The sequence below is a fragment of the Paenibacillus odorifer genome, from assembly GCF_000758725.1.
Classification (GTDB): domain Bacteria; phylum Bacillota; class Bacilli; order Paenibacillales; family Paenibacillaceae; genus Paenibacillus_AQ; species Paenibacillus_AQ odorifer.
On sequence record NZ_CP009428.1, the window covers coordinates 590,452 to 610,768 of the forward strand.

22 protein-coding genes and 2 riboswitches are annotated in these 20,317 nt (G+C 45.7%); of the genes, 17 read left to right on the forward strand and 5 right to left on the reverse strand.

The window, feature by feature from the left end; genetic code table 11:
• The first annotated feature begins 120 nt into the window (after positions 1–120).
• The 6 genes from PODO_RS02575 (at position 121) to PODO_RS02600 (ending at position 4,661) form a co-directional block, all read left to right on the forward strand.
• Positions 121–849, forward strand: a complete 729-nt coding sequence (locus tag PODO_RS02575) for a hypothetical protein (protein ID WP_052096740.1) — start codon at positions 121–123, stop codon at positions 847–849.
• A 61-nt stretch (positions 850–910) separates the two neighbouring features.
• Entirely contained in the window at positions 911–1,306 is a 396-nt protein-coding gene (locus PODO_RS02580; protein ID WP_036676688.1) for a GntR family transcriptional regulator, read from the forward strand.
• Positions 1,307–1,325: 19 nt separating this feature from the next.
• Positions 1,326–2,255, forward strand: a complete 930-nt coding sequence (locus tag PODO_RS02585) for an ATP-binding cassette domain-containing protein (RefSeq protein WP_038568538.1) — start codon at positions 1,326–1,328, stop codon at positions 2,253–2,255.
• Positions 2,256–2,259: 4 nt separating this feature from the next.
• Positions 2,260–3,162, forward strand: a complete 903-nt coding sequence (locus PODO_RS02590) for an ABC transporter ATP-binding protein (RefSeq protein ID WP_036676693.1) — start codon at positions 2,260–2,262, stop codon at positions 3,160–3,162.
• A complete protein-coding gene (locus PODO_RS02595; protein WP_038568541.1) occupies positions 3,155–4,435 on the forward strand; it encodes an ABC transporter permease in 1,281 nt (426 codons plus the stop codon). Before PODO_RS02590 ends, PODO_RS02595 begins: the two co-directional genes overlap by 8 nt.
• A 31-nt stretch (positions 4,436–4,466) precedes the next feature.
• On the forward strand, positions 4,467–4,661 hold the full coding sequence (locus tag PODO_RS02600; RefSeq protein WP_143761263.1) for a hypothetical protein: 195 nt from the start codon (positions 4,467–4,469) through the stop codon (positions 4,659–4,661).
• Between the two features lie 461 nt (positions 4,662–5,122).
• Here the strand turns inward: PODO_RS02600 and PODO_RS02605 are convergent, their stop codons facing one another.
• From PODO_RS02605 to PODO_RS02615, 3 genes are all read right to left on the reverse strand, one after another.
• Positions 5,123–5,554, reverse strand: a complete 432-nt coding sequence (locus PODO_RS02605; protein WP_143760485.1) for a hypothetical protein — start codon at positions 5,552–5,554, stop codon at positions 5,123–5,125.
• Between the two features lie 61 nt (positions 5,555–5,615).
• Positions 5,616–6,137: a hypothetical protein gene (locus PODO_RS29815; protein ID WP_052096743.1), complete on the reverse strand. Its 522-nt coding sequence runs from the start codon at positions 6,135–6,137 to the stop codon at positions 5,616–5,618.
• Between the two features lie 14 nt (positions 6,138–6,151).
• Positions 6,152–6,706, reverse strand: coding sequence for a hypothetical protein (locus PODO_RS02615; RefSeq protein ID WP_036676704.1), 555 nt, complete (start codon positions 6,704–6,706; stop codon positions 6,152–6,154).
• 68 nt (positions 6,707–6,774) lie between these two features.
• Positions 6,775–6,939: riboswitch (cyclic di-AMP (ydaO/yuaA leader) on the reverse strand.
• A gap of 419 nt (positions 6,940–7,358) precedes the next feature.
• Positions 7,359–7,548: riboswitch (cyclic di-AMP (ydaO/yuaA leader) on the forward strand.
• A gap of 252 nt (positions 7,549–7,800) precedes the next feature.
• Here PODO_RS02615 and PODO_RS02620 point away from each other — a divergent pair.
• The 6 genes from PODO_RS02620 (at position 7,801) to PODO_RS02640 (ending at position 15,252) form a co-directional block, all read left to right on the forward strand.
• Positions 7,801–8,217, forward strand: coding sequence for a hypothetical protein (locus PODO_RS02620; RefSeq protein ID WP_036676842.1), 417 nt, complete (start codon positions 7,801–7,803; stop codon positions 8,215–8,217).
• Positions 8,218–8,343: 126 nt separating this feature from the next.
• Positions 8,344–8,421 carry a K(+)-transporting ATPase subunit F gene (gene kdpF / locus PODO_RS32260; protein WP_076101420.1) on the forward strand — a complete coding sequence of 26 codons (78 nt, stop codon included), beginning with the start codon at positions 8,344–8,346 and terminating at the stop codon, positions 8,419–8,421.
• A 12-nt stretch (positions 8,422–8,433) separates the two neighbouring features.
• A complete protein-coding gene (gene kdpA, locus PODO_RS02625; protein WP_038568545.1) occupies positions 8,434–10,110 on the forward strand; it encodes a potassium-transporting ATPase subunit KdpA in 1,677 nt (558 codons plus the stop codon).
• Between the two features lie 16 nt (positions 10,111–10,126).
• Positions 10,127–12,160, forward strand: a complete 2,034-nt coding sequence (gene kdpB, locus PODO_RS02630) for a potassium-transporting ATPase subunit KdpB (protein ID WP_038568547.1) — start codon at positions 10,127–10,129, stop codon at positions 12,158–12,160.
• Between the two features lie 55 nt (positions 12,161–12,215).
• Positions 12,216–12,824 carry a potassium-transporting ATPase subunit KdpC gene (gene kdpC / locus PODO_RS02635; protein ID WP_052097405.1) on the forward strand — a complete coding sequence of 203 codons (609 nt, stop codon included), beginning with the start codon at positions 12,216–12,218 and terminating at the stop codon, positions 12,822–12,824.
• A gap of 103 nt (positions 12,825–12,927) precedes the next feature.
• Positions 12,928–15,252 (forward strand): histidine kinase, encoded by a 2,325-nt coding sequence (locus PODO_RS02640; protein WP_038568549.1) that lies wholly within the window; start codon positions 12,928–12,930, stop codon positions 15,250–15,252.
• A 100-nt stretch (positions 15,253–15,352) separates the two neighbouring features.
• Here the strand turns inward: PODO_RS02640 and PODO_RS02645 are convergent, their stop codons facing one another.
• Both PODO_RS02645 and ytxJ read right to left on the reverse strand, forming a co-directional pair.
• Positions 15,353–15,592, reverse strand: a complete 240-nt coding sequence (locus PODO_RS02645) for a glutaredoxin family protein (RefSeq protein ID WP_036676715.1) — start codon at positions 15,590–15,592, stop codon at positions 15,353–15,355.
• Complete coding sequence (gene ytxJ / locus PODO_RS02650) at positions 15,589–15,915, reverse strand: bacillithiol system redox-active protein YtxJ (protein ID WP_038568551.1); 327 nt, start codon at positions 15,913–15,915, stop codon at positions 15,589–15,591. The genes PODO_RS02645 and ytxJ overlap by 4 nt, the downstream gene beginning before the upstream one ends.
• Positions 15,916–16,143: 228 nt before the next feature.
• Between ytxJ and PODO_RS02655 the strand changes: the two genes are divergently transcribed.
• From PODO_RS02655 to PODO_RS02675, 5 genes are all read left to right on the forward strand, one after another.
• Entirely contained in the window at positions 16,144–16,866 is a 723-nt protein-coding gene (locus PODO_RS02655; RefSeq protein WP_036676722.1) for an SDR family NAD(P)-dependent oxidoreductase, read from the forward strand.
• A gap of 49 nt (positions 16,867–16,915) precedes the next feature.
• Positions 16,916–17,551 (forward strand): ThuA domain-containing protein, encoded by a 636-nt coding sequence (locus tag PODO_RS02660; protein ID WP_038568553.1) that lies wholly within the window; start codon positions 16,916–16,918, stop codon positions 17,549–17,551.
• A gap of 144 nt (positions 17,552–17,695) precedes the next feature.
• Positions 17,696–18,088 carry a MerR family transcriptional regulator gene (locus PODO_RS02665; protein WP_036676727.1) on the forward strand — a complete coding sequence of 131 codons (393 nt, stop codon included), beginning with the start codon at positions 17,696–17,698 and terminating at the stop codon, positions 18,086–18,088.
• Between the two features lie 38 nt (positions 18,089–18,126).
• Positions 18,127–18,453: a thioredoxin family protein gene (locus tag PODO_RS02670; protein WP_038568555.1), complete on the forward strand. Its 327-nt coding sequence runs from the start codon at positions 18,127–18,129 to the stop codon at positions 18,451–18,453.
• 117 nt (positions 18,454–18,570) lie between these two features.
• A complete protein-coding gene (locus tag PODO_RS02675; RefSeq protein WP_038568557.1) occupies positions 18,571–20,310 on the forward strand; it encodes a spore germination protein in 1,740 nt (579 codons plus the stop codon).
• The last annotated feature ends 7 nt before the right edge of the window (positions 20,311–20,317 follow it).

The following is a 20,317-nucleotide window of genomic DNA, read 5'->3' on the forward strand; positions in this document are numbered from 1 at the left end:
GGATTGACAATGTAAAATTAAGGTCATATACTGTGTATATAGATATATACAGTAAGCACAGGGATATGAACACCTGCTTCTGCTAGACGCTGAAGACATTGTAAAGCGAGGTTAGCATTGATGAAAACATTAAAAGATTCATGGTTTATGTTGCGCTCTGATTTTCGCGGAGACAAATTAAAAATATTAGGGACCCTCGTAATAACAGTTGTTTTTATGAGTTATCTTGGTGGACTGACTAGCCTGATAGCAAATGATGTACTAGGTGAGCAGGATCGGACGATGCTAGCGGATTTCTTATTTCTCTCCTTTATCCCCTTATTGGGATTAACATTCTCTCGCCGCTCCATGAAATATTGGAGTGAAGACTCTTACACAAAAATGTTGGTTTACTTACGGACTTTACCGATTCCAGCTGCAGTAATATTATCGCGGAGGAAACTTCAGGGTGTGGGCTCCTTTACACTAAATGGTACGTTATTCTTCGGTATTATTTACTTGTTAGGAGAGAATTTCCGGACAGAACTGGCGGTTCCTTCGTATATAGCTTTTGCGATTACTTGGCTCGGCTTCGGATTCATGGTCTCGGGTCTATATATTTTTATTGAATATCTTTTTAGCGGCAAAGCTTATCTATGGCTAACATTGCTTATCGTAGTTTTATCGTGGGCAACATCGTTCTTAGTTACACTGGGCGGAGGCAGTTTGTTCTTATACAGTATCTCCTATTCAAAGGAGTGGGGGTTGTTATCTCCGATCATGTGGGGGTCACTTCTGCTGGGGACAATATCTGTGCAATTATTCTCTAAATGGACTATACATCGGCTGAAAAGTCGCAATCTCGTATAAAAAATCGGAAATGGCAAGGACTGCGCTCTAGCACGCTAGAGTGGAAGGCGAGGTGTAAATAATGTGGATACCGGTACAAATCAACGAAAATAGTGCAGAGCCCCTCTATCATCAAATAGAGACTCAGCTTAGATCATTAATCATTAGCGGAGTCATTACAGAAGGTACGCTGCTGCCCTCAATTCGTGAGTTCGCAGGAGATCTGAAATGCAGTGTAATTACCGTGCGGCGGGTATATCAGGATCTGGAGAACGAAGGTTTGCTGCGAACGCGACAAGGAACAGGTACCTTTGTATCCCATGTAGGTGACGGAGCAATGGAAGAATATAAACGGGAAACGGTTGGCAAAGCACTTGAAAGTGCAGTGGATATCGGCCGATCGGTACATTGCAGCAAGGATGAACTTGAACAGATTTTTATGGAGATTGTAGAACGCAAGTATAGAGAAAAGGATTGAGAGGGGGGCGCTTACTCATATGGTACAGATGGCTATAGAATTGCGGAATGTACTTAAACGGCGGCGAAACAAGACGATAGGGCCGCTGACCCTGAATATGCCTAAAGGATATATTACAGCTTTGGTAGGTCAGAATGGTTCCGGCAAAAGCACACTGCTGAATCTGCTGATACAGCTGACTAATCCAGAGGAAGGCGAGATATATTGGTTTGAGAACAGGTATGATAGCGGGTTGTCTCTGGAGCTTCGCCAGACCATTGCCTATGTTCCTGAAACGTCAATTACTGAGGAGAACCACTGGAATGCAGAGGAGGCAGCTCGATTTCGGAAGTATTGGTATCCAAATTGGGACGATCAATATTTTCAGGAGCTGATGGATCGCTTGGAGGTTCCGTATCATATGAGACTTTCGAAGATGTCTAAAGGGGAGCGCCGGAAATTCGAAATTGCTGCAGCACTTGCGGCGCGGCCAAGTCTGCTGCTATTGGATGAACCTTCATCAGGTCTTGATCCTTTTGCTTGGAAGATTATGATCGAGACACTTCGTAAATATATGGATGAGAACAACGCAACGATCATCATCTCCACACACATTGTGGATGAGGTGCGGCGGCTGGCGGATTATATCGTCCTTATGCATCGGGGAGAACTGCTGGGCATGGCTGAAAAAGACAGTCTGTTCGGTGCTTGGACCGAGGTTTGGGTGAATGCTGCGGATGAAGAGGAGCTTGCGGAGTTATCGGCTGAGTTGCCAGGAGGCTTGCACTTTACAATGGATACACCGGGTGTAGCTTCTTTTATCATAGAACAATTTTCTGAAAACGAGAAACGCATTCATAACTTGGGCGTAAAGGTTATCAAGAGCCGCAGTTTGGAACTGGACGAAATATTAAGTTTATGGACACAGGGTCATCGTCCTATTCTAATTGACCACAAGAGAGGGGACTAGAGAAATGGAAGCCTTAAAGCTGGAAAGTGTAGTTAAGCAATATGGAGAAAAAACCGCAGTAAACGGAATTAACCTAACTGTAGGTAAAGGGGAAATTTACGGATTACTGGGGGCGAACGGCGCGGGAAAAACAACCACGATGCGTATGGTACTCGGCCTAATCTACCCTGATGAGGGCAAAATTTTGTATAACGGGAAGCCTTTCAACAGTGAACTGCAGCAACTTATGGGTTATCTGCCCGAAGAACGCGGACTATATCCTAAGGTGAAGATCAGCGATCAAATCGTTTACTTAGCCCGCCTGCGTGGGATGTCAGCTAGTGATGCAGATAAGAGCTTGCGCTATTGGCTGGATCGATTTGAGGTTCCGGATTATTACAATAAAAAGATAGAAGAGCTTTCCAAAGGAAATCAGCAAAAAATGGGCTTTATCGCCGCTGTCGTTCATAAACCGCAGATTCTGATTCTAGATGAAGCTTTCAGCGGGCTGGACCCAGTAAACGTGGAGCTGCTGAAAGATACGGTCAAAGAATTGCGTGATTCGGGAACAAGTATCCTTTTCTCTACGCACCGGATGGAGCATGTAGAAGAGCTGTGCCGTAACATTACGATTCTCGATCGTTCCAATACGGTCGTTCAAGGGGATATCCGCACGATTAAGAATGGCTACCCGCGGGAAGAAGTATTGCTGCGTACAGCTAATGAGGTAAAAGGTCTGGAGTCCATCGCAGGCGTTACAGCAGTGAAACGGCTGGAGCGTGGGTATCTGTTATCGATCAGTGAGATCGGTGCAGCACAGCGTATTTTACAGCAGGCGATAGCACAGGGTGAAGTGGAGCATTTTGAAATCAAGGAACCTACGTTAAACCAAATCTTTATCAGAGCGGTGGGTGAATCTAATGAATAAGATGGGGACAATTATCGGCTTTACCTTTAAAAATAAAGTTAGAACGAAATCATTTATGATTACTACTTTGATTCTAGTATTATTGCTCAGCATAGGGATGAATCTTCCCTATATCATCGATCAGTTTAAGGGTGATTCGGCCAAAAGTGAAGTTACTCAAATTGCTGTGATTGCTGAAGAGGGAAATCAGGTTGCAGAATTGTTGAAGGCTTATACTGCGCCAGAGGGCATGCCACAGGCTAAGATAGTACAATATGCTTCTGCGGATGATGCCGAGTTAAAGAAAGCATTAGATGAAGAGACAGTAGAAGGTTATGTTACTTTTGCAGAACCTACTGGTGAAGGGCTTCCACCCGTTACTTATCACAGTAATGATGGAGAACTAAACGGAGATGTTCAAGTTTATCTTCAAAATGCACTTCAGCAAGCAAACACACAATTCATCGTTGGCGACAAGCTGACCTCTGAACAGATTGCTGCAATGTCAACACCAGTGCAGATTACTACACAACAGCTTAACGCAGGCGGTGGCAGTGAAAGCTCTCAGGAGGACACTCCGGCCATTAACTACATTATCGTATATGCCATGCTTATGTTGTTCTTTATGTCCATTATGATGACAGGCAACATGATTGCCGCTGAGATAACCTCTGAGAAAAGCTCGCGGATTATGGAGATTCTCATTACAAGTGCCTCACCTTTAGCGCAAATGTTCGGTAAAGTTATCGGTGTTTTCCTAGTAGGAATATTGCAAATTTGGATCTTTGTCGCAGCGATCGTCGTCAATTTGACGCTCCCGCATAACGCAACCGTATTGGCTGATTTTGATCTCGATTTAGGCCAGCTCAATATTAACTTGCTGCTCTATGGATTTGTCTTGTACGTATTAGGTTACTTCCTCTATGCCTTGATGTATGCGGCTGTAGGTTCGATTGTCAGCCGTACGGAGGATCTCGGTCAGGCGGTAATGCCAATCATGATGTTAGGCTTCGTAGCGTTCTATGTTCCACTGTTCAGTATCTCCAATGCCGATACTCTAGTGGTTAAGATAGCGAGTTATGTACCTTTCACTTCACCATTGACGATGCTGCTCCGAATTGGTGTCGGTGAGGTGGCGATCTGGCAAGTCATTGTATCGCTGCTGATCCTGCTTGTGACTACCTTCATCTTCGGATGGCTGGCAGCCAAGATCTATCGTACCGGCGTACTGATGTACGGCAAACGCCCAAGTATTAAAGAAATCAGAAAAGCAATGAAAGCATACAAGATCTAAGAAGGCCTCATATAACTTTTAAGGAGTGCTAATGATGTCTACAAGCGAACAATATACCATTATGCTTTTAATGAGTTCGGTATCACTGGCTTCGGTTAGTAGAATGCTTCCGGATGGCTCCACTTTTATGGATTTCGTTCAAGGCGTATTGACCGGTGTTGCTATAGTGGGGATGTTGGCAGGATTGTGGATGTACAGTAAGGCGCGTAAGAGTAAGGCACAATAGTAGGTACTGAATTTTCGGGGGGATCCTAACAGCCATTTATGGTTGCTGGGATATCCCCGTTTTTGAGTTGGCAATCTCTTTGTATACGAGCTGATATAGCTAACGGACCCAGCAACACTTAAATGCAACAATCATCGAGATTTGGCAAGATATCGGACACAATAGTCGCTATTGGCATGAAAAACAGTGAATTAGTAGCTCTTTTAACCAAATAGTTGCACTGGAGTCCGATACTATGCTCAAAAGGCGATAAACGTGCAAATAACGATATCTGGGTCCGTAAGCCTTGCCTTGGTGGAAGATGATTAGGGCCTGCTTGAAGACGATCCGAGACGCTCATCGCTCGGGATTTCTACTGGAGTCCGAACGCCGGCCAAATTTGAGGAAAAGCTTCAATTAAAGGCTCCTGAGTCCGTTAGATGCTTCATGCGCTTAAAGATCGTCTGAATTCTAGTCAGTGACTAAATTATAGAAAGATTTGCGCTCGTTCGTATATCCGCTTGGTCGGTCATCTGCTCCCGTACAGCTCTAAGCTGTGCTTTCAGTGCAGGAACACTTTTTTGCAGAATAATGCTTATTTGAGAAAGAGGCAGCTTTAAGCCGTACCACAATACCTTCACAAGCTGTTCCTCCCAAGGTAATCCCTTAGCCGATAGAAGAGAGCGCCGGGCAAAAGAATCAGCACACTGGCGAATACAAGTGCGGTAAGCGTGGATAGAGAATAACTGAGGGTCGAAGTTATCCTGACGATATATTTTATGAAGCTCTGTGAAGGTGCGGATAGTAACCTTGTCTGCCTCATTAGATTGTTCTAATAACATGGAACTGAGTACGTAGACTTCATTAGTATACTTTTGAACACACTCTGCAAATTTAGCACTGTAGGTGGACACGGGAGGTAAGGGGTCAGGCATGGTGAACACGATCCTTTCAGAATGAGAGATTTGCTTGAATCTATAATATAGAAAAGTAAGAGATGGATTTATTGATAAGATCGGCGGTGTCTGGTTCCGGGCAACTGTGTTTCTGCTGGGAGGCAGTGGAAAAAGCTTTGGAAGGTTTGTAGTAGAGCCGTTCACTTCTGGAATTGCTCCCCCCAGCTGCAACACTGTACAGACGCCCTTGCTGAATATGCCCTGCCAAGGATTTACCCTGGAGCTTGGCCTTTAAATCCTGCAAAGCACCCTGAACTAGCTCAAGCTTAACCTGCTCCCAATCTGAACCTTCGCGGCGGACCTTATCCAGCGCTTCCTCAAGACGGCAATGACAGATAGCCCGTAAAAAAGAACTCCATTTAATGAGATCGAAATTTTTGGTGTTGGCAGAGATTAGACAAGCCCCCCAACTGCAACCTCCCTTACAGGTGAGCTTCAGAATACCATAACGGCAGCCTTCAGCCCCTTCCATTCCATAGTGAATAGGCTCGGGTTCATCCAATACAAATACTTCAATGCGGGATAGTCTGCGCTGGTCCATAGTAGGGTTCCTCCTTAGATTTCCAAAAGCTTTAAGTCTACATGATGAGTGACACTAGCCTTTTCTACACAAGCGAGCATTTCCATTTTATTCTCACAGACTGCGGTATGCTCTAGCCATAGTCGGAACTTCTCTTTCCGTATAACAGATAGATGTAAGGGAAAGGTGCTGCGGGATCTCAAGACATACCAACCGGCGCTTACATCTTTCCAAGGCTCCTTGAAGGCTGTAAACCACGGGAGTTTTTGATGCGATGACCAATCCTGCTGCTGTTGTTGTTCTCGAATTTTTTTATATATTTCATATACAATCTTAGAGTCTAAACAGTCTTTACAAGAAGAAGGTGTACTGAATTGGCGAAGGGCTTGGATCTGGTTCTGGCCAAATGCATAACCTACAATGTATCTGTGATTATTTTCTTCGAACCACAAGGCCCCGAAACAAACGTAATTTAGACTTATCGGCTCAAGCAGCCCTTGATGTATCCCTAAATAATAGTGCTTCAAAACATTCACCCCATCCAGCGTGCTATCACCTAACAGGCTCAGGTAACGCAAAAACCGCAGCAAGAGGAGGACCTCTGCTGCGGTTTTGGATTACAGGCAGATATACCTGGGCCAAAGCGTGGCGGATCAAGGGTCTCTCTCTTTACGCTTACGAGGTTAGCTGTCGGATTCGGACGGTGAGAGTCGCCCTACCTATTGAGACTTACGCAGTCTCCTTTGGATTCACCCCAAGTAGGCCAGGTGGCCTGATGGTTCCCCCGTTCCCTGCGAATGCAGGAACTCAGCGTTGATTGTTTTTCATGAATTAGATTCAACCCGAATCATACTCTTTTCAAGATTTTCTGTAAAAAACGGAAAATGTTCTTTTAGAGCGATTTTAACCATATCCTGCCGACTACGACTGAAAAACGAGGTAAATAGGTATTTATGGCGTGTTATCGCGCCTCTTTCTCGCTCAACCTCAGCTTCTTGCGTTTCAACCTATAAAGGGAATTTGCAGTATTTTCACCCTAAAAAGGTGAATAAAATCACATGGGTTATAGATAGCGATTAAACGCTTGAAACTCGAGTAAACAAGAGATATAGAGAGATTAGATATCAAGTAAGCGCTATCTAATGGGAAAATAGTTTTTAATTTGCATTATTTTGGCATCATTCAGGTTTTACAAGTCTTCGTGCATAAGAGTATGATTACTCCTGTTTCAACGACAATCGAATATTTGATCCGCTTAATTTCCGATAAGGAAAGCGGGGGAACCAACAATCGGCAGCCGATGTGAGAGTCGGAAGCTGATTATGGGGTGAATCCTGTAGAGGGTGCGAGTGAGCTCGCATCTATACAGGTAGGGCGACTCTCACCGCCCGAATCCGACAGCTAACCTCGTAAGCGTATGGAGAGAGGATGAGTGCAATGTGACCGCTAGCGAGCCACAGAGGAGATCCTTTGTGGCTTTTTGCTGTGCTCTTAGAAGCAAAGCATTTATGGAGGCCTCCCCCAAGAGGTCGCTAAATTCATCATTAGCGGTATTTGTAAGGCAGCGTCTAATGACGTGACACAACCGAGCTTTAGGTTGTGCCCGAAAATGACGATAGGTCAACATCCTTTCGGAGATTTTCGTTGCCTCCTTGTTGTAAATGAGCAGGAGGAGAAAAAAGAGATGACGGATCAGAATGAATATGTGCTTGTATGTGCGCCTACAAAGGCGGGAGAACATTTCATTAAACTTCTGAAGTTCAGGGGTATTAAGATGGCGGGATTAACCAACAATCTGGCTGAGAAAGCTTTACTAGAGGAGCTCGGAATCGAGCAGGTTATTCTAGTGGATACCCGCCATCAGAGCACTTGGTTTCGCCCATCGTTCCCGGTAGGCAGGGTATATCTGTTTGAGAGCAGCTTTCCGCTTTGCTGCCGCTATATTCAGATGTGCCGTACCTGGACGACACAGCCAATTTTTGTGATTACAAGTTCTATAAATCCTAGATTGGTCTATAAAAGACTTGGTGCGAGCTATGTAATCTATTCCCATAGTGGTGATGCTGATTTTCTAATCGATAGATCACCTCATCAAGGATAATGGAAGGAGTGCGGAAGATATGATGGATCTGTATATGGTGGCTTCGTTAGCTGTAATTTACGGGTTATTTTATGGCTTTATGCGCTGGTGCGCAGGTGTAGTTGAGGATACGGGGAGGGATAAGCTGTGATTCTAGTAATCGCTGTTACCCTACTGTTGTTTATATATCTGGTTTACGCGTTGATTCATCCTGAGAAATTTTAAGGAGGGGCATTCATGGGCATTTTGCAAATAGTCGTCGTAATTGTAATTCTCATCTTGTTGGTCAAGCCGATGGGGACGTATTTATATCATGTATTTTCTAACGAACCAAATCGTACGGATCGCTGGTTTGCAGGCACAGAGAAAGGTATTTATAAGCTGATCGGCCTGAAAAAACGGGACGGAATGTCCTGGAAGAAGTATGCACTCAGCTTTGTTTTAACTAATATCGTACTGGTTGCTTTCAGTTATATTTTTCTAAGATTACAGCGGGGATTGCCGCTGAACCCGAATGGAATTGCCGATATGGAACAGACGCTTTCATTTAATACGGTGATCAGCTTTATGACCAATACGAACCTGCAGCATTATAGCGGGGAGACGGGACTATCGTATTTTTCACAAATGGCAGTCATCACGATGATGATGTTCACGTCTGCAGCGAGCGGATTTTCTGTTGCGGTTGCTTTTGTCAGAGGGATTACAGGACAGAAATCAGTCGGGAATTTTTTTGAGGACTTCGTAAAAGCACATATTCGTGTATTCATCCCATTAGCTCTGCTAGTTTCATTGGTGCTGGTAGGGTTGCATGTGCCACAAACGCTCAAGCCATCGCTTGAGGTCACTACACTCGAAGGGCAGACGCAACAAATCGCTATCGGTCCAGTCGCTTCTTTGGAGTCAATTAAACACTTAGGTACGAATGGTGGCGGCTTCTTCGGAGCCAATTCAGCGCATCCTTTTGAGAACCCTAATCCACTTACGAACGTTCTGGAGATTCTCTCTATGTGGATGTTGCCAGCCTCTTTGCCATATATGTACGGATTGTTCGCTAAGAACAAACGTCAGGGCTGGGTGATTTTCACAGCAATGATGACCTTGTTCGTTCTGCTGCTGGGGCTGAATTATTATGCGGAAACTAAAGGGAATCCCGCTATTAATGCGCTGGGGATCGAGTCTTCGCAAGGCAGCATGGAAGGTAAAGAGGTGCGTTTTGGTATCCCGCAATCTTCGCTGTTCACTTCGGTAACAACGGCAGCTACGACAGGTAGTGTTAACAATATGCATGATACGCTGACACCGCTGGGTGGCATTACCCCTCTGGCCCTAATGATGCTCAATAACGTCTTCGGGGGAAAAGGTGTAGGACTAATCAATATGCTGATGTATGCCATCATGGGCGTCTTCTTATGTGGACTAATGGTTGGCAGAACACCAGAGTTTCTCGGGCGAAAGATAGAAGCCAAGGAGATGAAGCTGATTGCGATTGCTATCCTTGTGCATCCGTTCATTATCCTTGTACCAACAGCAGGTGCGTTCTTAACGGACTTGGGCAACGGTTCCATCACGAATCCCGGATTCCATGGACTTAGCCAAGTGTTATATGAATATGTCTCTTCTGCCGCGAACAATGGTTCAGGATTTGAAGGGCTTGCGGACAATACCACCTTTTGGAATGTTACAACCGGGATCGTAATGCTGCTTGGCCGTTATGTCTCTATAATCGTAATGCTGGCAGTTGCAGGTTCACTGATCCAGAAGAAGCCGGTTCCTGAGACGATTGGCACATTCCGCACAGACAATGGTCTGTTCACCGGAATTCTGATTGGTACGGTAGTGATTATCGGTGCGCTGACGTTTCTGCCGGTCATTGTGCTCGGCCCGATTGCAGAATATTTGACCTTACGGTAGGAAGAGGGAGAACAAGATGAGTACTGTAAAAAGAAAAAAGCTGCTGACGGGACCCATACTCCTAAGCGCTGTAAAGGATAGCTTTATTAAGCTTAACCCGGTGACGTTAATCAAAAATCCGGTCATGTTCGTAGTCGAAATCGGCACGATTATTGTATTGCTTATGGTACTGGCCCCCGGATATTTTAATGCAGAGAAATCGGTAGGCTTCAATATCACGGTGTTGTTCATTCTGTTATTCACAGTGCTGTTTGCCAACTTCGCTGAAGCGCTGGCTGAAGGCCGCGGGAAGGCCCAGGCGGATTCGCTTAAGAAAACGAAACAGGATATCACAGCTAATAAGCTCGTTGGAGGGTCTGTGAAGACCGTTTCTTCCTCCGAGCTGCGGAAAGGAGATATCGTGATCGTCAGTCAGGGAGAACTTATCCCTGGCGATGGTGAAGTGATTGAAGGGCTGGCCTCCGTAGATGAATCGGCAATTACAGGTGAATCTGCACCTGTTATTAAGGAAGCCGGCGGAGATTTCGGCTCAGTCACAGGCGGCACCCGGGTAGTTAGTGATGAGATTAAAGTCAAAATTACCAGTGAACCCGGTGAGTCATTCTTGGATCGGATGATCTCCCTCGTTGAAGGGGCGAAACGTCAGAAGACACCCAATGAAATTGCACTAAATACACTCTTGATCAGTCTGACGTTGATTTTCCTGATTGTAGTAGTGACCTTGCGGCCAATTGCGACTTATCTGGGCGTTGATCTAGATATTCCTGTTATGATCGCCTTGCTGGTCTGTCTGATCCCGACCACAATCGGGGGACTGCTCTCCGCTATCGGGATAGCAGGGATGGACCGCGTCACACAGTTTAATGTCCTTGCTATGTCAGGGAAGGCCGTTGAAGCTGCCGGCGACATTAATACAATGATTCTAGATAAGACCGGTACGATTACTTTCGGAAACCGGATGGCGAGTGATTTTGTGCCAGTTGGAGATGAAACGGAAGCTGAGCTTACGGCTTGGGCAGCTATTAGTTCGCTAAAGGATGAGACTCCGGAAGGACGTTCTGTTATTGAGCTGGCTAAGAAGCTGGAACGCAGCTATGACAGCAAACTTGCTGAAGGCGGAGAGCTCGTAGAGTTTAAGGCTGAGACCCGGATGAGTGGTATAGATCTGCGGGATGGACGATCTGTTCGTAAAGGGGCAGTCGATTCCGTGAAGAAATGGGTACAGTCGAAGGGCGGAGTCATTCCCGCGAACCTCGACAGTAATTCCGATGCTATCGCTCGGATGGGGGGGACCCCGCTTGCTGTTGCGGTAGACAACCGGATTTATGGACTTATTTACTTAAAGGATACAGTTAAGCCAGGCATGAAAGAGCGGTTCGATGAGCTGCGAAAAATGGGAATCAAGACTATCATGTGTACAGGGGACAATCCGCTGACCGCAGCTACTATTGCCCGTGAAGCAGGGGTAGATGATTTTATTGCAGAGAGTACACCTGAGGATAAAATAGCGGTTATCCGCCGCGAGCAGAACGAAGGCAAGCTGGTGGCAATGACTGGTGATGGAACGAATGACGCACCTGCCCTTGCCCAAGCTGATGTGGGCTTAGCGATGAACAGTGGGACTACAGCCGCTAAGGAAGCAGCAAACATGGTTGATCTGGACTCCGATCCCTCGAAGATCATTGAGGTTGTAGCTATTGGTAAACAACTACTGATGACGCGGGGCGCGTTGACAACGTTCAGTATTGCGAATGATATCGCTAAATACTTCGCGATTATTCCGGCAATGTTCATGCTAGCTATTCCTGAAATGGAAGCCCTGAATGTCATGGGATTGGGTTCACCTAGCTCGGCAATTATATCTGCATTAATATTTAATGCAATTATTATTCCGCTGCTGATCCCATTGGCGATGAAAGGTGTCTCATATAAAGCGATGAGTTCTACGAAGCTGCTGGGACGTAATATTTTTATCTATGGTTTAGGTGGAGTAGTCGTTCCTTTTGCGGGCATCAAACTTATTGATTTGCTCGTAAGTGTATGGATATAACAACGGATTAACTAATCATTGAAAGGGTGAGAGCATCGTGAATAACAGAAAATCGATTGCGGACGCTGAAGAACACTTGTCACCATCGAAGGGTGCTAATTTCTTTATCATATTACGGCTATGTCTAGTGTTTGTTGTTCTCTGCGGAGTGATTTATCCTCTGACTACTACAGCGATTGCTCAAGTTCTGATGCCATCGCAAGCGAACGGCAGTCAGCTGAAGAATGACGCTGGAGTAGTAGTGGGTTCAGAACTCATCGGGCAGAGCTTTACGGACCCGGCATTATTCCATGGACGTGTATCCAGCATTGATTATAAAGCGGAAGCTTCAGGCTCCAACAACTATGGCCCATCCAACCCCGATATGCTGCAGCGGACGAAGGATTCCATCACACAGTGGCAGCTGGATAATCCGGATGTGCCTGTAAACAAGCTGCCGGTTGATTTAGTAACCAACTCAGGTTCAGGTCTTGATCCGCATATCACTCCTGCATCGGCAATTGTGCAGATTCCCCGGATCAGTAATTTGACCGGGATTCCAGCCACGCAGCTGGAAGAGCTAGTGAATAAGCAGACCGAAGGTCGTGATCTAGGGCTGTTTGGTGAAGAACGGGTAAATGTTCTGAAGCTGAATATGGAGCTCCAGAAATTAACGAACAAATAAATATAGCTAATATCCCTGCCCGATTGTTCAAACTGGGTCAGGGATATCTTGCTTTTGGCATAGAAGAGTGAATGGATGAACGGGTTATTAAGGAGTGGTCTTGATGGGAACATATCGGAGGAAGACGCCGGAGGAACTGCTGCTCTCTATCTATGAGCTGCATCGTGGACGCCTGAAGATCTATATAGGTCCGGTCAGTGGATCAGGCAAGACCTATCAGATGCTGCGTGAGGGGCAGGCGCTGAAAGCACAGGGCATCGATGTTGTAATCTGTGCGGTTTCAACCAACCAGAGTCCAGAAACAAGGGATCAGCTGGGTGACTTGGAACGGATTCCAAGTATTCATTGGTTTCAGAAGGAGATCGAGAAGAAGGATCTGGACGTGGAGGCCATTGTGGCGCGTAATCCAGAGGTTGTACTGACCGATGGATTGGCTCATCATAATCGCGAGGGTGCGGAGAGATCAACTAGGCTGGAGGATATCAAATATTTATTGGGTTGTGGAATTAGTGTCATCACAACTGTAAACGTATACGAGCTGGAGGGCGCAGCAGATCTAGCGCGAAAGTGGACGGGGATTGAGGTGGAGTATTCCTTGCCTGCGGAAGTGCTCACCCTTGCAGATGATATCGTTCTAATTGATGTGACTCCGGAAAAGATACTTCAACGTTTGTCCGAAGGACATTTGGGCAAGAAGCAGCGGACATCGCTTTTTAACAAAGGGAATCTAAGCAAGCTGCGGGAGCTGGCGCTGAGAATGGTAGCGGAGGATGTTAATGGTTCGCTGGAGAAGCATCGGGAGGAGCAAGGGTTGCTGGGAGCTTCGGGGATTGCCGAAAAAGTGTTGGTGTCCGCACAGTATTATTGGAATGGCTCGATTCATATCCGCCGTGGACAGCAAATCGCTAAACGGTTAAACGGAGATCTGGCGGTGGTATCCTTCTGGAAGCAGGGCCTGACGCCCTCTAAGGAAGCAGCAACCTTCAAGCGATCCCTATGGAAGCTGACTGAGAAGATTGGGGCCTCGATGGAGGAGATTTCTTTTCGCTCGAAGAGGGAGATTCCAGGACTACTAGTGAAATACGCCATCCAGCATAATATTACCCGTATCGTTATGGGACACTCCAAGCAAACGGCGTGGCAGGAGCTGTGGAAGGGTTCGATTGCTAACTCATTGTTAAAGCAAATCCGCGGAGTAGATGTGTTTTTCGTGGCTGATCGTGCTGAGCGTGAGGGAGAACGCGTTCTTCCTACCCGGCAGAGCCGAAATGAGCGGAAAGCCGATGCCTATCACAGATTAAGCAGTCAGGAAGTAAAGGATAAAATCGATGCCATTCGTGGGGGCACATTTAAAGTGTACATTGGTGCTGCTCCCGGAGTGGGCAAGACTTATAAGATGCTGCGAGAAGGAAATGATCTCTTAAAGAGAGGGATCGATGTTGTTATTGGATTACTAGAAACGCATGGACGTAAAGAAACCCTTGAACAGATCGGTGAGCTGGAGATCCTTCCGCGACTGAGTATTGACTATCGGGGGACTGTCCTTGAGGAAATGGATACGGCAGCTATCATTAAGCGTAATCCGGAGGTCGTACTGGTAGATGAACTGGCACATACCAATATGCCGGGCAGCAAACATAAGAAGCGGTATATGGATGTTATGGAGTTATTGGATGCAGGGATCTCTGTAATCTCCACAGTGAATGTTCAGCACTTAGAAAGCTTGAATGATGCTGTAGAACAAATTACCGGAGTTAGAGTTAGAGAGACTTTCCCAGACAGCATTCTGCAACGGGCCGACGAGGTTGAACTTATCGATGTATCTCCTAAAACACTGCAAGAGCGGATGAAGGATGGGAAAATATATGCGATGACCAAAGTGGATCAGGCGCTGGGGGCTTTTTTCAAAATCGGCAATCTAATCGCCCTCCGTGAACTGGCGCTGCGGGAAATTGCTGATGATGTGGATGAACGTCTGGAGGCCTGGGAACGTGTCGGGTCGCTGCGGGGACCTTGGCGGCGGCAGGAAGTGATCTATGTGTGCATCACCTTAGGAGATCATGCGGAACGTCTGATTCGGCGAGGTTTTCGGATTGCCTATCGTCTAAAAGCTTGCTGGTATGTTACGTACGTACAGGAATATAAGCAGAGCGGGCCTTCTTACGATAAACGAATTAATGATTTGAAAGAATTGACGGAACGACTGGGTGGAACGTTTAAGATGATTCCTAACGTGCTCCCGGCACGAGTGTCTTCCTTGCTGCTTGAAAGGTCTCAAGCCTTACAGAGCACACAGATTATTATCGGTCAATCTCAACGCTCCTGGGTACGTAAATGGCTGCGTGGGGATGTCACTAAGCAGATTCTGCGTTCGGCCAGAAATGTAGATGTACTGGTCGTGGCAAATCTTATGCGTGAGGAACCTTAAGCTTTAGAACAATGAAAAAAGGGGATTCCTAGCCAAGTGGCTGTTGGAATACCCTTTTTTGGTATGCATATATCAAGTGCTAAATAATTAACCGGATGAATTACTGGGCCGCTTCGATGAGTGCTTTCAGCTCGGGAAGATTGAATCCTTTGGTGGCATGATCCCCTGCTACAGTAACAGGAACACCCATGAAACCAAGCTTTTCGACTTCCTCTTGATAGACTGTGCTAGTCATAACATCTCTTACTTCAAAAGGGATACCTTGCTCCGTAAGATATTGTTTGACCAGATTACAATCGCTGCAGCCTGCTGTTGAATAAACAATCACTTGCTGGCTCATTGGTTCACAGCCTCTTTGATAGCATCTCTTGTGATCTTCCAGTGGGAAGTGTTCCAGCGAACCTCATTATCCTCAAGCAGGAAGAGCTGTGGAGATTCATGCTTAATCCCGAAATCCTCGGCAATTTGATTGGAAACTGGACGATCCTCGATGACTAGAACTACTGCTGCTGCAGTATCCGCATCCTTTAGATAAGCCTGGAATTCTTCATTAGCTTTGGCGCTAATCGGGCAGGTAGTGCTGTGTTTGAACAGCAGTTTTTTGCCAGGTTTAGCCACATACTGCTTAAGATCTTCCAATGTATGAAGTTGTTGAATAGACATAGATATCACCCTCCTGGGATCGTTATTTTACTAACCATTGTGTTGTTAACAACCTGTAATCATGATTGTAACATATATTAAATTTAAAACAAAAAGGATTCTGGAGCAGCTAATCCAAGGATGACCAAACCCTCATTTTAGCGCGTTGAAAAAAAGGGGACGGCATGCTAAGGTGAAAGCAAGACAACTTGCTTCAATAATCCTTACTAGGTAGGAGTGTTGATAAGAATGAACAGAGTCGCATGTGTGACTGGAGCTGATCGGGGTCTTGGATTGTCTCTTGTACACTCTCTTTTAGAGAAACAGTTCTCAGTATTTGCTGGACAATACATGAGAGACGCAGATGAATTGAAAGCGCTTCAAGAAGAGTATCCGGAACAGCTGGAACTTATTCCACTCGATATTGGTAGTAAGGATAGTGTAAAGCAGGCAGCAAGGGCTATCGCCAGCAGAACTGGGCATGTTGATATTCTTATTAATAATGCCGGAATTATTCATTCCGCAGATGATGCTACGATGCTGGTGGATATGGATGATGAGGGCATGGCAGAGATTTATAATGTGAATACGCTAGGCGCGTTGAGAGTCAGCAATGCACTTATGGGCCTATTATTGCAAAGTAAGGATAAATTAATTGTTAATATTTCTTCGGAAGCGGGCAGCATTGGCAGAAATAAGCGTATTAATATGTACGGCTACTGCATGTCTAAAGCGGCACTGAATATGCAGTCCTCCCTGATGCACAATCATCTAAAGACGCTTGGGGGTCAAGTGATGGTGTTTCACCCCGGCTGGATGAAGACTTATATGCATGGCGAAAAAAATGAGCAAGCGGATATTTCACCTGATGTGTCCGCAGATCAGATTATAAGTCAGGTTATGGAGTATAAAAAATATCTAGGGGATGAGCCGGCCTATCTTGATGTGGATGGCAATACATGGCCTTGGTAGAGGGGTTTCCCGTAATCAAAAAAAGTACACGAAGAAAGGCGATGATAGGATGTCTACACTAAAAGCACTGGCACTCGGAAGTTATTCGGAGGTTAAATATCACCCATTTGCGGGAGTAGACCGGGAGATTGAGCAGATATTTGCCAATGATCTACAGGTAATCTCCTCGGAAGATTACGGGCTGCTTAATAAAGAAACATTATCTGACTACAAGCTGGTAATCTCCTATACCGAATTCTCCGATGATAAAATACCGGCGGAACAAAGCAGCGCATTGCTCTCCTATGTGGCTAATGGTGGCGGATTACTAGTGGTACATAACGGAATCTCCTTACAGCGTAATCAGGAGCTAGGCGCCATGCTGGGAGCTCATTTCACTCATCATCCAGAATTCACTTCGCTCCAGATGTCCATACCGGCAGGGGAGCATCCCATTATGCAGGGAATCGAAGAATTTGTGATCGATGATGAGCCTTATTATTTTGAGCAGCATCCCTATTTCGAAACAACTGTGCTTATGGAATATCCTCATGATGGGGCAATGAGGCAGGCGGCTTGGTGCCATGAATTTGGTCTAGGCCGGGTTGTTTATTTAATGCCTGGTCATCATTTGCCGTCATTTTCCGTAGAGCCTTTTCGCCAGATGATTCGTAGAGGTGGACTTTGGGCGGCGGGATTATTGTAGGATATAAGCGGATATACCTGTTGTAACATAAAACACGAGTCCAACTGCGGGTTAACTGCGGTTGGATTTTTTTGTTGACTCTAACATTGGTGTCAGGGTTTATACTGGTGTAGAACAATTCTCATGAACCCCGGGGAGAATGCTATGAAAATAGGTGAGCTTGCTAAACTGACGGGCGTAAGCGTCCGTTCACTTCGTTACTATGAGAGTCAGGGATTAATCTCGCCGATCCGTCAGGCCAATGGATATCGGGAGTACTCTTTACTTGCTGTAGAGACGGTAGAAACGATTAAACTATATTTGAACCTGGGTCTGTCGACAGAGCAGATCGCGGGCTTTCTACATTGTGTGTTGAAGAACAAAGAAGCCTTCTGCGCAGAAGTGATGCCACTATACCGCAGTAAACTGGAGGATATTGAACGTCAGCTTGTAGAGCTAAATCAGATCAAGAGGAATTTGGAAGAACGAATGGCATCTATCTTGCAGGAGCAGGATGAGAGCAAGTTGGGCGCGTGTACACTGGAGAACTTGGAATAGGTACTGCTGGTGCTGGAAAATATGAGGAGGAATGGCAAATGTCAATTATAAATGCCGATAGCGCGGATTGGGTGCGGGAAGAAATACGTGGTGGAGGAACCGTGCTGGTGGATTATGGTGCGCCATGGTGCCCCCCTTGTAAGGTGCTGTTGCCTCTTCTGGAAGATCTTCACCAGGAATATGGAGACGATGTTTCTATTGTAAAGGTGAATTGTGATGAACTTCCGGATCTTGCTGGGGAAGCTGGTGTTATGGGGATGCCTACTGTCATTGTATATAAAGAGGGACAGCCTATAGAAAAGCTGGTCGGTCTGCGTCCGAAAGCAGCCTACCAAGGCATACTGAACAAGGTTCTCCAAGCATAAGGCAATAAATATAAAGATGAAATTAGGGAGACTCCATATTGTGGGGTCTTCTTTTTGTGCATGAATTAACCATCTTCGGTAAAAAATACGAACACAGCTATAAAGGAGGTGATGAGGGTGTGGGGTAGTATTTTAGAGCTAATTCCTAAATGGAGCGTAATTTTCCAAGGTTTTATGATCTTTTTCGTTCCGTTTATTCTAATTCGTACGACGAGTTGGGCTAGGGCAAAGGAAGATACGATAAGTACTAGAGCAAAAAAAGCTGCCGGCAGCATAGGCGGGGGTGTTCCTTACGGAGAAACATCTATAGGGACTAACGGCACGAAAAAGGTTGCTAAGCCAGATGGATCGGCTGATCTAAGTGAAGGTCCTACAGGAGCAAGCTATAGCGGTCAATTTCGGGAGGATTTGCAACGATTTAAAGAGATGAGCACAGATATGCATGATGTGAGTTTTCGGGAGTTGCGTATCGGAGGTATAAAGCTGCAAGCGGCCCTTATATTTGTAGATGGATTGACGGATAAAGATAAAATGGATCGGAATATTCTGAAGCCTTTAATGGATGCTTATCAGGTCTTTAAGGATCCCCATACGATACCGGAAGCAAAGGATCTAAAAGATATTCTCATTCATGAAATTGTGCTTATTTCGGAAGTTGAGTTTACGGATAATGTGAAGCTCTCGCTTCAAAAGGTGTTGTTCGGCTCTGTAGTGCTGCTAGTGGAAGGGATACCGGAGGCTATTGTGCTCAGCACCCCGAAGGGGAACACAAGAGGGATAGAGGAGCCTGAATCAGAGGCAGTCTTGCGGGGATCACGAAGCGGATTTAATGAGACGTTAAGTGACAACACAGCATTACTGCGCAGGCACGGGCAAAGCACAGAGCTAGCGATGATTTCGTTTACTGTAGGAAAGAGAATGAAGAAGGATTTGGTTCTAACTTATATCAAAGATATCGCGAATGATGAACTTGTCGAAGAAGTCAAACGAAGAATTAGGACGATTGATATAGATGATGTGCAAGAATCTGGTTATGTGGAGCAATTAATCGAAGATAATAGCTTCACGCCATTCCAGCAGATTCAGAATACGGAAAGACCTGACCGCGTAATGGCAGCGCTACTGGAAGGGAGAGTAGCTATTTTACTGGATGGCACTCCCTTTGCTCTGATTATGCCAGTTTCCTTCGGGATGCTGCTGCAATCACCTGAGGATTATTACGATCGGTGGATGGTGGGTTCGTTGGTGCGCTTACTGCGTTTTCTCGCGGCATTGATATCAATGTTTGCACCGGCACTATATATTTCCTTCCTCTCCTTTCAGCCAGGATTGATTCCGACAAAGTTGGCTATTTCAATCATCAGCTCCCGCCAAGGTGTACCTTTTTCGGTATTAATCGAAGCATTGATTATGGAGACCTCAATCGAAATATTACGGGAGGCTGGACTCCGGCTGCCTAAACCTATCGGTCCTGCAATGGGGATTGTTGGCGGTCTAATCATCGGTCAAGCCGCGGTAGAAGCCGGAATTGTGAGTCCAATTCTAGTCATCGTTGTTTCAGTTACAGCAATTTCTTCCTTCACCATCCCTATGTATAGTGCTGGAATGACACTTCGCACGCTCCGTTTTGTAGCTATGTTTTCTGCAGCAGTCTTTGGATTATATGGAGTTGTGTTATTTTTCCTTTTCCTGAGTGCCCATTTAATCAAGCTAAGAAGCTTTGGCATGCCTTATCTTGGCATGTTCATACCGTATAAGATTAAGGATTGGAAAGATTTTATATTCCGTATGCCACTGCAATTTCTAACAGGCCGCCCTACGCTGTTGAAGCCGAAGGACCCCCGACGCAAAGGGTGAGGGGTCT